The organism is Microcoleus sp. Pol7_A1, from assembly GCF_036701085.1.
GTDB classification, from domain to species: domain Bacteria; phylum Cyanobacteriota; class Cyanobacteriia; order Cyanobacteriales; family Microcoleaceae; genus Microcoleus; species Microcoleus asticus.
Genome location: NZ_JAUBQD010000022.1, coordinates 82,539 through 95,171, shown reverse-complemented (window position 1 = coordinate 95,171; position 12,633 = coordinate 82,539). Strand labels below are relative to the sequence as shown.

Sequence of the window (12,633 nt, the reverse complement as noted above, 5' to 3'; positions counted from 1 at the left end):
TTTTGCCAACAATAGCTCAAAACCTTTGCCCCACTTGTTTTGAGTATTTATACTTGTCGCAAAAGTGACACGCTCCCGTTAGGATGCGGCTGTTGCTGCTACTTTCTGGGTGTTGCTACCTTGATTTGCCAGTTGAATTAATTCAACTTTATATCCATCTGGGTCTTCCACAAAAGCGATTACAGTTGAACCGTGCTTCATCGGGCCCGGTTCCCGACTAACTTTACTGCCGCGAGCTTTAATTTCTTCGCAAGTACCGTAAATGTCGTCAACTCCGATCGCAATATGACCGTAAGCATCACCCAAATTGTACTCTGTGACGCCCCAGTTGTATGTTAACTCCAAAACTGTAGTGTCTGATTCATCACCGTAGCCCACAAAAGCCAGAGTAAATTTACCGTCTGGATAGTCCTTTTTCCGCAGCAATTTCATGCCCAGAACCTCGGTGTAAAATTTGAGGGACTCTTCCAGGTTGCCGACTCGGAGCATCGTGTGTAGTAGTTGCATTTAGCTCACTCCAAATTTTTTAAGCTTTCATCTATTTTAGCGATTTCTTGCTGAAAAAACTCGCGCCTCAACCGTCGCCATTGCCGCAGGTTGATAACTGTCTATTTGATTTAGCTTTGTACTTCCACCACACCCCGAAACATATTCATGCCGCAAGTAAATAGGTATCGTCCAGATTTTTGAGGGGTGAATTCAACAGCCGTCACCTGATTTAGAGGTAATTCGCGCACAATGTGAAAATCTGGTAACAACACTTTTTCCAGACAACTATTGGGGTCGCGCCTCAAGAAATTGAGCCGGACTAATTTACCCGCTTCCACAACTACAGTGGCAGGCTCATAACCCCCGTCTACAGTAATATCCAACTCTTGTATCCCCTGAATAGATTCAGCTTGCTGCCCTTTAGCTTTACTGAATAAAAACCACCACAATTCCAAACCTATTAATGTCAAACCACCTATTGTTACGCCAACTTTTAAACCTAGTGGCTGTTCAATGCTGCGGAATTGAGTCGTTGAAGTAGAATGCTGGACGGACATTTTGGAAGCTTGAACTCCCGATGCCATTCCCATCACCAGCCCTAAACTCGCGAGACTTCCCCAAATTTGACGATGCTGTAACATTTTTCTAATTCCTCCAAATTTAGGCAATAGATTTTGGGTTAAAATTCCGCAATCGCAAAGCATTACTAACTACAGATACTGAACTGAAAGCCATTGCTGCACCAGCGATAATTGGATTTAGCAGCCAGCCAAACAGGGGGAACAAAATGCCCGCCGCGATCGGTATTCCAGCGATGTTATAAATAAACGCAAAAAACAGATTTTCGCGGATGTTCCGCATGGTGGCGCGGGAAAGTTTAATTGCTGTAACTATACCTTGCAAATCTCCTGAAATTAAGGTAATGTCGCTGGCGGCGATCGCCACATCTGTGCCGGTGCCGATCGCAATTCCCACGTCTGCTAAGGCCAAAGCCGGTGCATCGTTAATCCCGTCTCCCACCATCGCGACAATTTTTCCTTCGCCTTGCAGGGCTTGAATTTGAGCTGCTTTTTGGTCGGGTCTAACTTCGGCAAAAACGCGAGTAATGCCCACAGATTGGGCGATCGACTCCGCCGTCGCGCGGTTGTCCCCAGTCAGCATCGCCACCTCCAAACCGAGTTTTTGAAGTGCTTTCACTGCCTGCGCTGACGAGGGTTTGAGGGCATCAGCAATGCCCAGAATTGCCTCTATTTTGCCATCTACAGCCATCCAAACAACCGTTTTGCTCGCAGCTTCCAAAGCTCTGGCGCGCAGTTCCAGATATTCAGTATCGCAGCCTAGTTCCTGCATCCACCTCAGCGTTCCCAGGGCGATCGACTTTCCGCCTACAACCCCGCGCACTCCACTCCCCGCGATCGCCTCAAAATTCTTAACATCCGTCAAATTAACCTCTTGAGAGTGAGCGTACCTCACAACAGCTTCCCCCAAAGGATGCTCCGAATTTCGCTCTACAGACGCCGCCAATTGCAGCAACTTTAACTCATTGCTGTCCGCCGTTCCTTTAATTGTCACAAAATCAGTTACAGTCGGCTTGCCTTCTGTGAGAGTTCCAGTTTTATCTAACACGATAATTTGGATTTTGTGAGCCAATTCTAAACTCTCCGCTCCTTTGATTAAAATCCCGTTTTCTGCACCTTTACCAGTTCCCACCATCACAGCAGTCGGAGTCGCCAAACCCAAAGCGCAAGGACAGGCTATAATCAGCACTTCCACCATTGTCACTGTAGCTAGAGTGAAGTTGCCAGTCGCGTTAAACCAGATAATAAAAGTAGCTAAAGCGATGGCAATTACTGCGGGAACAAACCAACCAGTCACTTGGTCTGCTAACTTTTGAATCGGTGCTTTTGAACCCTGTGCGTCCTGCACCATCTTGACAATTTGAGCTAAAAATGTATCTTTGCCAACTCTTGTCGCCCGAAACTTGAAGCTGCCAGTTTTGTTAATTGTCGCTCCGATAACTTCGTCGCCAAGCTGCTTTTTGACAGGCAAACTTTCTCCCGTAACCATTGCTTCGTCTACTGTCGAAGCACCCTCAATTACCTCTCCGTCTACGGGGATTTGCTCGCCGGGCCGCACCTGCACGATGTCGCCAATTTCCACTTTGGCGATCGGCACTTCCAACTCTTCCCCGTTGCGAATTATCCGAGCAGTTTTTGCTTGCAAACCCATGAGTTTGCGAATTGCCTCCGAAGTCTCTCCCTTCGCCCGGTTTTCTAGGGTTTTCCCCAACAAAATTAAGGCGACAACGCTAGCGGCAACTTCGTAGTAAACGCCCGGAGTCAAACCTTGGGCGGTGAATAAACCAGGAAAAAATGTCACAAATACAGAATAAAAGTAAGCAGCACTCGTACCCAAAGCAATCAGGGTATCCATTGTCGCTACACGCCGTTTTAGGGATTTCCAAGCTCCCACATAAAACGATTTGCCGCACCAAAATTGTACGGGGGATGTTAGCACTAATTGCAGCCAAAAATTGTGCAGCCACGCGGGAATAAATGGCAGGTGCAAGCCCGTCATCGCCGGAATAGCACCCACAACCAGCAGGATGCTGATGATACCTGCTGTCCAGAGTTTCCGCTGCAAGGTTTGAGATTCAGATTTGCGATCGGCTTGTTCTGAATCATCCTCTGTGGCAGCCATTTCTGGAAGCGGCAAAGCTTGGTATCCCGCAGCATCAACAGCCGATTGAATTGTTTCTAAGTTGGTTTGCTTGGAGTCGTATTGGATGGTTGCTTGTTCCATCCCAAAATTTACCTGACACTCAAGTACGCCGGGAACAGATTGAATTGCTTGTTCGATAGAGGAAGCACAAGAAGCACAACTCATGCCCCGCAATTTAAGTGTGAGATTGTCCATAGATGCCCTCCTAAATTATACAATTACCTCCTGTGTTTAAATGGCTGGATAGCCAGCAGATGCGATCGCTTTCCTAACTTCACTTTCCGACTTAGCTGTTTGAATTGTGACCAATTTTGTCTTGAGATCCGCCTCAACCGTGGAGGCTGAGTCAATGCCTTGGACTGCTTTGGCGATCGTAGTCGCACAAGCAGAACAAGCCATCTTAGGAACTTTTAGCTGTAAAGTCATAATTTGAACCTCAGCAGAAACTACTCTGCTCAATCAATGAATTAACTCCATTGTAAAGTCTCCAGTACACAGGAGAGTCAAGGGGAATTGCAAAATAAATCAGGAATTATGAAAAAAGTGGTTTGAGACGCTACCCATAGGGGTAAGGCGCGCACTCTGCACCCTACCTAATTACGTTCAAGAGAGTTCTGTAAATCTTAACTGTGAGTGCGATCGGCTGCATAGTAATAATTCTTTACAAGTCAGATTAAAAAATTTCATCCTAATTTCATTTATATGTGAAAAGCTGAAGATAAATGGTCGTTTTAAGGATATAAGCTCTATGAAACAAATTTCATTAAAAACAGGCTTTGCAGCGCTGATATTGACCGCCACAGCCGCTTTAACCAGTGGAGTGCTTGCAGCTTGTTCCAAAGCCCCTTCCAGCGAAACTCAAGCCCCTAATGTTACGGCTGCAACCGCAGCAAACAACAAGCAAGACGCGGCACAAGGCGGCGGCATGGGTGGGATGAATCATGGCATGAATCACAATATGTCAATGGATTTAGGCCCTGCTGATACCGACTACGATTTGCGATTTATTGATGGGATGACAGTACACCATCAAGGTGCTGTAAACATGGCAAAAGAGATGCTGAATAAATCAAAACGCCCCGAAATGAAAAAACTAGCAAATAACATAATTGCTGCTCAGAACCGCGAAATCAATCAAATGAAAGAGTGGCGAAAAACTTGGTATCCCAAAGCCAGCAGTACGCCGATGGCTTATCACGCTCAAATGGGTCACATGATGCCAATGACTCCCGAACAGATGCAAAGCATGATGATGAGCATGGATTTAGGTGCTGCTGACGACCAGTTTGATTTGCGGTTTATCAATGCGATGATTCCTCACCACGAGGGAGCTTTAGTGATGGCTGAAGATGCTTTGAAGAAATCAAAACGGCCGGAAATGAAGAAATTGTCTCAAGAAATTCTGAGTTCGCAAAAGCAAGAAATTGAGCAAATGAAACAGTGGCGACAAGCTTGGTACAAACAGTAATTTAGAGCCCCTCAACAAAACGTGACCCAAATCCCAAAAATGAGTGACATTAATCACAGTAGCTCAAGAGTTCCGAAAATACTTGCTTCACAAAAGCAAGAAATTGAGCAAATGAAAAAGTGGCGGCAACCTTGGTAGACAAAGTAATGTAGTTCGACTGTGGCTGTCAGCATTTGTCTGACTCCACCTCAGTTTCCGAGATTACCTACACATACTGTAGATAATTGAGCCACCCTACCTCTAAAGTAGTAGAAAGTTACGTAAGAATACTGTAGACAACGGCTCGACCCTACCTCTAAAGTAGTAGACCAATCAGCAAAAAGCTATATAGAGGGGGTAGTTCATGATCTTGAGCAGCTTGGAATTAAACACAACTTATAAATCAAATGCAGCCGTAGAGGAGCTAGTGAGCGCATTAACAAACGAAATTGAAGCGCAAGCAGAGATAAAAAAACCGGAAAAAAATCTACAGCAAAATTGCTTGTCATTAGGCGAAACTTATCTTCGTATTTTAGAAGCCGGTGGGCATCTGGGCTGCTGATGCGAAATTTCATCCTAATTTCATTTGACCGTGAAATACTAGGTTGAGTAGAGCATTTCTAGCTCTCGGTCATTGCTTAGCGGTCGCTTCTTGGAAAATGCTAATAAGTAGCTTTACTTAAGTGTTATCACTTACTTACATTGGCAAAATACCAACCGTTAAACCTGTGGTACTCAACCTGATTTCAAGGACAAGACCAACGATGATATTTCACAAATATGCTCAGTCTCCGGCAATTATTAGCAGCTTTTCTGGAATTTTGTTCAGCCTAATTTTGCTAACTTCTCCCGCCGCAGTTTTTGCCCACGCTGGCCACGGAAATGAATTTCACCAAAGCAGCGAAACACCTCAAACTCCTGCTGCTATTTCTGTGGATGCCGAAACAGCAAAACGGTTAGGAATTAAAATCTCCCCTGCCGCCCGCCAGAGACTAGATATCGGCATCAAAACCACAGGACAAATTGAAACTTTGCCCAACCAAAAAGTAGAAGTGACGGCTCCTGTTGCTGGCAAAGTAGTAGAGTTACTGGTGAAGCCTGGAGACAAAGTATCAAAAGGTCAACCCGTTGCGGTTTTATCGAGTTCAGAATTAGGACAGTTGCGGGTTGAATCTCTCTCGAAACGTGCCGAAGCTGAGGCAGATTTGCAGCAGGCGGAAGGAGATTTCAAACTAGCACGAGAAAATTACGATCGCCAACTTCAAATATCCGCAGCAGAAATCGCCCAAGCCCAAACCCAATTGACAGCAGTAACTAAGCAGTACCAGCAAGAACAAGAATTAGTAAACAAGCGTTCCGTGGTGCAAGCCGCTCAAGAAAACTATCAGCGTCAAGTTGAAATAGCGCAAGCCGAAATAGCGCGGGCAGAAACGGAATTAACTGTTGCCAAAGAACAGTTCGATCGCGACAAAGAATTAGCGGCATCAGGGGCGATCGCGCGGCGCACAATGCTGGAATCGCAAGCCCATTTTGCCGAAGCAAAAGCCACTGTTGCTAAAGCAAAAAGCCGTCCTGAAGTTATCAAAGCCCAAACCGAAATTAAACAAGCCGAAGTAGACCTCCCAATGCGGGAATTGCGGGAATCTCAAGGCAGAGTAGCAGAAGCAAAAGCTCAACTTACCAGAGCTCAGAGTCGCCGGGAAGTCCTAGAAGCTGAGAACCAACTCAAACGCGGCAAAACTGCCGTCGAAGTCGCTCAGTCGCGTATTCGCTTGGCTGACGCAGCCTATCAAGCGCGGCTGCAACAATTAGGAACGGTTGCCAACGATCGAGGACTCGTTACCGTAGTTGCTTCGATTTCCGGGACGGTAGCCGATCGCGAAATCACCCCAGGAGAGTCAGTAAACGCTGAAAAACCGTTGATGAGTCTGTTAAATGACAGTCGCGTTTTTGCCACAGCCAATATTTACGAAAAAGACCTGAATCAAGTAAAACAGGGTCAGGAAGTCAGGGTAAAAGTCGCTAACTTACCCGATCGCACTTTCAATGGAAAAATTGCCTTAATTGGGTCATCAGTGGAAGGAGAAACGCGGGTTGTGCCGGTGAAAGCGGAACTAGATAATATTAACGGCGAATTAAAACCGGGACTGTTTGCTGAGTTGGAGATTTTAACCGACAAAACTGCCACAAATATTTTAGCAATTCCGAGTGCGGCGGTAGTGGATGTTAGCGGTAAAAAAACCGTTTACGTCCAAAATGGCAATGCTTATCAAGCGGTTGAAATTGAACTCGGTCAAACGGCCGGAGATTTAGTTGAAGTGAAGAGGGGTTTATTCGAGGGAGATTTGATAGTAACGCAGCGAGCACCTCAACTTTACGCACAATCTTTGCGGGGCGGCAGCAAGCCCTCAAAAGACGAGGCAAAAAAAGAGGCATCTCCAAAGGTAACAGAGGTTAATTTGAATAATTTACCCGTGTCTTTATGGTGGGCGGGAATAGGGGGAGGAGTTGCGATCGCATCCCTGACTTTCACAGCCGGCGTGTTGTGGGGAAATCGGCGCAAATTGCCAGCAATAGCAGCGGATTCTGGAAACTATGCCGCGAACAATAGTTTTTCCGCCTCTGCACCGGCGTTGCAAAATGAACTGCTGTTACACAATGACAACCATCACGTTAAAACTCAAGAGGCAGAAGTCAAGACTTTGAAGTAAGCAATTGCTTGAAGATAGCAATTTAATTTGCACAAATCTGCTTTTATTATATCAAACTTACTTAAATGTTCAGCACAATTCTTAGATGGGTAATTAACCGCCGCTGGCTAGTTGTTATCGCTACCATTATTGTTAGTCTGTGGACATTGTATATCATCCCCCAAATGTCGCTTGATGTCTTCCCTCCTTTTGCACCCCCGCAAGTCGAAATTCAGACGGAAGCACCGGGGCTTGCGCCGGAAGAAATCGAGTCTTTGGTAACACTGCCAATTGAAAGTGCGATTAACGGAACTCCTGGGGTGACAGCAGTGCGATCGTCTTCGGCTGTGGGCCTTTCTGCGGTTAAGGTAATCTTTGATTGGGGAACTGAAATTTATCAAGCGCGGCAGTTGATAACAGAACGGTTGCAGCAAGCTCAAAGCAAACTCCCGGCTGGGGTAGAAACACCGCAAATTTCTCCGACAACTTCTCCTGTCGGTACGGTTATCACCTATGCTTTCACATCAGAAACTACTCCTTTGATGGAAGTGCGCCGTCTTGTTGATTGGCAAGTCACAAATCGGCTTTTGGCAGTGACTGGCGTTGCTCAAGTGGTGGCTTACGGCGGCGAAGAAAGGCAGTATCAAGTATTAGTAGAACCTGCAAAGTTGAAAGCTTTTAATGTGTCGTTGCAGCAAGTAGCTGAAGCGGCGGCGGCTGCGAATGTTAACGCGCCGGGGGGGTATTTAATTACGCCGGATCGAGAAACTTTAATCCGGGGGGTGGGGCGGATTGAGTCTCTGGAAGATTTGCAGCAATCTGCGATCGACTCTCGCCACGGAACGCCCGTCAGAATTGGTGATGTAGCTGATGTCAAAATTGGTGCTGCAATCAAGCGGGGCGATGGCAGTTTTAACGGCAAAAAAGCTGTGATTGTGATGGTAAACAGACAGCCAGTTGCTGATACTCCGACTGTAACTAAAGCGGTTGAGGCAGCAATGGCTGAGGTGCAGCAAGCTCTGCCCAAAGATATTAAAGTTACTGTGACTTTTCGACAGGAAGAATATATTAATTCCTCGGTGGAGAATGTGCGATCGGCTTTAGTTGAAGGCAGCATTATCGTCACCCTTATTCTCATCCCGTTTTTGATGAATTGGCGCACTCTGGCGGTTGTTTTGCTGGATTTCTTTCTGACTTGGCTGTTGGCGCTGCTGGCGATGTATTGGCTGGGGCTGGGGCTAAATACGATGACTTTGGGGGGTTTGTCGGTGGCGATCGGCACTGCGATCGACGATGCGATCGTCTATGCGGAAAATACCTACCGCAATTTGAGAGAAAATACGTCTTCTCTTCATCCGCGTCCGGTGATGGATGTGATTTTTGACGGCAGTCAGGAGGTGCGCGATTCGTTAATTGGAGCGACTGTTATTGGGATTGTGGTGTTTTCTCCTATTTTTACTTTGCCCGGTGTAGAAGGTCGGATTTTTACGCCGATGGGGATTACTTATCTGGTAGTTGTTGTGATTTCTAGTCTGGAATCGCTGTTAATATCTCCGGCCCTTTGCGCTATCTTGTTGCCTAACAAACGTATGAGTGCTGCGGAACCTTGGCTGCCGAGACTTTGCAAAAAAATATATCATTTTTTGATAAAATTGTCAATGCGTTATTCGGGGATTATTTTAGCTTTTGCTGCTGCTAGTATGGTGGCTGCATTAATTATTTTGCCATCTTTTGGACGGGTGTTTTTGCCGGAGTTTCAGGAGCAAACTTTGGTGAATACTATTCAGCTTTATCCGGGGGTGTCTTTGGAGACAACAGATAGCGCGGCTTTTGCTATTGAAGATGCACTTAAGGATGATAGCAGGTTTGAATACGTGCAAGTGCGATCGGGCAGAGCTCCGGGAGATGCTGATGCTGCGGGAGTCAATTTAGCTCACATCGATATCGGTTTGAGCGAGGAAGGGATGAAAAACAGGCCGAAAACTTTGGAGTCGCTGCGGCAGGAATTTGCTAGATTGCCGGGAGTTGCACCAAATATCGGCGGTTTTATTTCTCACCGGATGGATGAGGTTTTATCTGGTGTCAGAAGTCAGATTGCTGTTAAAATCTTTGGCCCTGATTTGGATCAACTTCGCAGCATCGGTGCCCAAGTAGAAGAGCAAATGAAAACAGTTGAGGGAATTGTGGATTTGCAACTCGAACCGCAGGTGCCAGTGCAACAAATTCAAATTAAATTTAACCGCCAAGCTGCGGGTAGATACGGTTTGAAAATCGGAGAGCTTTCTGAAATAATTGAAACAGCTTTGAACGGCAAGGTTGTTTCTCAAGTTTTGGAGGTGCAGCAAACTTTTGACTTAGTTGTTTGGTTGCAGCCTGAAGATCGAAATAACTTAGAAACTATTCAGAATTTGTTGGTTGATACTCCGAACGGCAACAAAATTCCCCTGGCCCAAGTTGCTACTGTCAAATACGGTACGGGTCCAAATACGATTAATCGCGAGAATGTTTCTCGCTTGATTGTGGCGGCGGCGAATGCTAAAGGTAGGGATTTGCGATCGGTTGTGAATGAAATTCAAGCTAAAGTAAAACGAGAGGTGCAGTTGCCTTTTGGCTATTTTATCCAGTACGGCGGTCAATTTGAAGCTGAGCAAAGAGCTTCGCAAAATATTATCATATTTAGTGCGATCGCCTTTTTGGTAATTACAGTATTGATGTACTTGTCCGTCAAGTCAATTCCTTCAACTGCTATGATTATGATTAATTTGCCGATCGGATTAGTGGGAGGAGTAATTTCTGTAGCTTTGACGGGCGGTATAATTTCCGTAGCTTCCCTGGTTGGCTTTGTCACATTATTCGGCGTTGCTACCCGCAACGGCTTGTTATTAGTAGACAACTACAACTCTAAGTTTGCCGAAGGACTGCCTTTTAAGGAAGCAATTATTCAAGGCTCGATGGAACGGCTCAACGCCATCCTCATGACTGCTTTAACTTCAGCTTTGGGTTTAGCACCTTTAGTCTTAGAAGGCGGGGCGGGCAAAGAAATCCTCCAACCGCTGTCAGTAGTAGTTTTAGGAGGATTATTTACTTCTACAGCCTTAACTCTGTTAGTTTTGCCAGCTTTGTATGCTCAATTCGGGCATTTCTTACGCCCTCAACAACCTCAGCCAGTTGTTGAAGACGGGAAGGTAGTTAATGTGTGATATTTTCTAATTATTGTCAGTCAGCAAGGAGTCAAACCAATGAAATTGCTCAAGTCAAATTTAATTGTTCTAGGTAGTGTCGGATTGCTGTTTTTGGGAGCTTGCAGTCAAGGCGACCAAGCAACGGATCCAAATACCACTCCAGCATCCCCTCCTGTCGCCTCTCAACCTGCGTCTTCTACTCCCGCCACTGATCCTGCAACAGCAACTCAAGGGGGGCAAGTCGTGGAGTCTGGAGCTTACCATTTAGAGTTTGTACCTAAAAAAGAAGCTACCGGAACTCATTTAGATCTTTTTTTGCAAAAAGGGGATAAAAAGGAACCAGTTCCTAATGCGAAGGTGACGGCTCAAGTGCAGTTGCCGAATGGAAAGCAGCAAACCCTAGCTTTCAAATACGATGCTGAGGGCAAACATTACGCTGTGGTGTTTCCCGGCAAAGATGCAGGAAGTTATCCCGTGAAAGTGACTGCGGATATTAACGGAGAAAAAGTTGACGGTCGTTTTACCTTCAATCAATAGATAGCTGATTGATTAATGCAGTCTTAATCATTTAAATTGTCAAAAATTTGAATCAATTAGTTCAAGTTGCAATTTGAAATCTACCGGGAATTCAAACTGCCTCCGGCATTTCCACTAATCTGCTAGTTTCAAGGCGCTTCTGCGTTATTGGCAGCGAAATTACAAATTCCGTACCTTCTCCAAGTCCCGAAAGGCACTCCAAGCAGCCACAGTGCTTTTCTCGAACAATTTGGCTGCTAATTGATAACCCTAAACCCGTTCCTTTACCGGCGGGTTTTGTGGTAAAAAAGTGATTAAATATTTTATCTTTGACTTCTTCAGTCATGCCAGGGCCGTTGTCGGAAATGCGGATGATTGCCCGATCGCCTTCCGCCACTTCTGTGCTAATCTGAATGCTAGGAATGCTTCTCTGGCTATTCAAAACAGGCGAATTAGAAGTGTCTCGCAAAACATCAATGGCATTACTGATAATGTTCATGAATACCTGATTTAGTTGCCCTGCATAACATTCAACCAGCGGTAAATCGCCGTACTCTTTAATCAGTTGAATATCTGGGCTTTTGCCATTTGCTTTCAGTCGGTGCTGGAGAATTAGCAGGGTACTGTCTATTCCTTCGTGAATGGAAGCAAAACTCATACCGTCTGTGTCTAAACGCGAAAAATTGCGCATCGACGAAACAATCACGCAGATTCTGTCAGTTCCTACCTTCATTGAACAAAGGAGTTTTGGCAAGTCTTCCCTTAAAAAATTGAGTTCTACTTTCTCAATTTCTTCTTGGATTTCTGCTACTGGATTGGGATAATATTTGTCATATAAATTGACTAACCGCAATAAATCTTCAACATAATTGCGGGCGTAGGCGATATTTGCACCAATAAAGTTGATAGGATTGTTAATTTCGTGGGCAATTCCTGCTGTCAGTTCTCCCAAAGCTGATAACTTTTCGGTATGTACTAATTGAGCTTGGGTTTCCTGGAGTTGTTGCAAAGCTAGTTCTAGTTCTTGGGCTTTTTCTCTCAGTTGAAACTCAGATTGTAGCAGCGCTTTTTTGGCTGCTTTCCGCTCTAAAATTTCTTTACTTAAAGAAGCATTTGCTCTGGAAAGTTTGGCTGTTCTTGCTTTCACTCGCTGTTCTAATACTTCTGCTAGTTCAGCAAGTGCTGCCTCCGCTTTACGGCGTTCTGCAATCTCATTTTCTAATGCTAAGTTGGCGGCTTCTAGCTTTGCAGGACTGGGAAGTGCCAGCGCAAAAGGCATCAATGTTAATAGCAACAAAACTGAACTTCCGGCTACGAAAGCTGTAATCGCTTTCATGAACTCTGACACTAAAGATTCAGGAAACCAAATATACCATGTTTCTATGACGTGGATTGTGCCGCAGGTGACGAAGAAAGCTCCAAATACCAGGAACATCCACTGAAAGGGGATATCTCGCCCTTTGTAAAGGGCATAAACTAGCATTGTGGGAATTGCATAATAGGAAACTACGATGATAATTTGCAGCCAGTTCCAACTAGGCATTCCCGAGTTGACTAAAACCGAAGTAATTGCTAAGCCAATCATAAA

General features: G+C 45.3%; 10 protein-coding genes. 5 read left to right on the top strand and 5 right to left on the bottom strand.

Annotated features, from left to right (window positions below):
• Positions 1-78: 78 nt before the first annotated feature.
• From gloA to QUA20_RS14820, 4 genes are all read right to left on the bottom strand, one after another.
• Positions 79-507 carry a lactoylglutathione lyase gene (gene gloA / locus QUA20_RS14835; protein ID WP_333189562.1) on the bottom strand — a complete coding sequence of 143 codons (429 nt, stop codon included), beginning with the start codon at positions 505-507 and terminating at the stop codon, positions 79-81.
• A gap of 110 nt (positions 508-617) precedes the next feature.
• The gene (locus QUA20_RS14830; protein ID WP_333189561.1) at positions 618-1,130 is read right to left on the bottom strand and encodes a cupredoxin domain-containing protein; all 513 of its coding nucleotides are present in this window, start codon (positions 1,128-1,130) and stop codon (positions 618-620) included.
• Positions 1,131-1,149: 19 nt separating this feature from the next.
• The gene (locus tag QUA20_RS14825) at positions 1,150-3,405 is read right to left on the bottom strand and encodes a heavy metal translocating P-type ATPase (RefSeq protein ID WP_333189560.1); all 2,256 of its coding nucleotides are present in this window, start codon (positions 3,403-3,405) and stop codon (positions 1,150-1,152) included.
• A gap of 36 nt (positions 3,406-3,441) precedes the next feature.
• Positions 3,442-3,636, bottom strand: a complete 195-nt coding sequence (locus tag QUA20_RS14820) for a heavy-metal-associated domain-containing protein (RefSeq protein WP_333189559.1) — start codon at positions 3,634-3,636, stop codon at positions 3,442-3,444.
• A gap of 322 nt (positions 3,637-3,958) precedes the next feature.
• Here QUA20_RS14820 and QUA20_RS14815 point away from each other — a divergent pair, with 322 nt between their 5' ends.
• The 5 genes from QUA20_RS14815 (at position 3,959) to QUA20_RS14795 (ending at position 11,066) form a co-directional block, all read left to right on the top strand.
• Positions 3,959-4,678, top strand: coding sequence for a DUF305 domain-containing protein (locus QUA20_RS14815; RefSeq protein ID WP_333189558.1), 720 nt, complete (start codon positions 3,959-3,961; stop codon positions 4,676-4,678).
• A gap of 358 nt (positions 4,679-5,036) precedes the next feature.
• Positions 5,037-5,219, top strand: coding sequence for a hypothetical protein (locus QUA20_RS14810; RefSeq protein WP_333189557.1), 183 nt, complete (start codon positions 5,037-5,039; stop codon positions 5,217-5,219).
• Between the two features lie 202 nt (positions 5,220-5,421).
• On the top strand, positions 5,422-7,368 hold the full coding sequence (locus QUA20_RS14805) for an efflux RND transporter periplasmic adaptor subunit (RefSeq protein WP_333189556.1): 1,947 nt from the start codon (positions 5,422-5,424) through the stop codon (positions 7,366-7,368).
• Positions 7,369-7,433: 65 nt separating this feature from the next.
• Positions 7,434-10,547, top strand: coding sequence for an efflux RND transporter permease subunit (locus QUA20_RS14800; RefSeq protein ID WP_333189555.1), 3,114 nt, complete (start codon positions 7,434-7,436; stop codon positions 10,545-10,547).
• A gap of 39 nt (positions 10,548-10,586) precedes the next feature.
• Complete coding sequence (locus tag QUA20_RS14795; protein WP_333189554.1) at positions 10,587-11,066, top strand: hypothetical protein; 480 nt, start codon at positions 10,587-10,589, stop codon at positions 11,064-11,066.
• A 91-nt stretch (positions 11,067-11,157) separates the two neighbouring features.
• Here QUA20_RS14795 and QUA20_RS14790 read toward each other — a convergent pair whose 3' ends face one another.
• Positions 11,158-12,630 carry an ATP-binding protein gene (locus QUA20_RS14790; RefSeq protein WP_333189553.1) on the bottom strand — a complete coding sequence of 491 codons (1,473 nt, stop codon included), beginning with the start codon at positions 12,628-12,630 and terminating at the stop codon, positions 11,158-11,160.
• Between the last annotated feature and the right edge of the window lie 3 nt (positions 12,631-12,633).

Excerpts from the sequence above, each read along its gene's own strand:
- QUA20_RS14790 (WP_333189553.1), bottom strand. The coding sequence starts at position 12,630 with ATGATTGGCTTAGCAATTACTTCGGTTTTAGTCAACTCGGGAATGCCT.
- QUA20_RS14815 (WP_333189558.1), top strand. The coding sequence starts at position 3,959 with ATGAAACAAATTTCATTAAAAACAGGCTTTGCAGCGCTGATATTGACC.
- QUA20_RS14820 (WP_333189559.1), bottom strand. The coding sequence starts at position 3,636 with ATGACTTTACAGCTAAAAGTTCCTAAGATGGCTTGTTCTGCTTGTGCG.
- QUA20_RS14800 (WP_333189555.1), top strand. The coding sequence starts at position 7,434 with ATGTTCAGCACAATTCTTAGATGGGTAATTAACCGCCGCTGGCTAGTT.
- QUA20_RS14825 (WP_333189560.1), bottom strand. The coding sequence starts at position 3,405 with ATGGACAATCTCACACTTAAATTGCGGGGCATGAGTTGTGCTTCTTGT.
- QUA20_RS14795 (WP_333189554.1), top strand. The coding sequence starts at position 10,587 with ATGAAATTGCTCAAGTCAAATTTAATTGTTCTAGGTAGTGTCGGATTG.
- QUA20_RS14805 (WP_333189556.1), top strand. The coding sequence starts at position 5,422 with ATGATATTTCACAAATATGCTCAGTCTCCGGCAATTATTAGCAGCTTT.
- QUA20_RS14830 (WP_333189561.1), bottom strand. The coding sequence starts at position 1,130 with ATGTTACAGCATCGTCAAATTTGGGGAAGTCTCGCGAGTTTAGGGCTG.
- gloA (WP_333189562.1), bottom strand. The coding sequence starts at position 507 with ATGCAACTACTACACACGATGCTCCGAGTCGGCAACCTGGAAGAGTCC.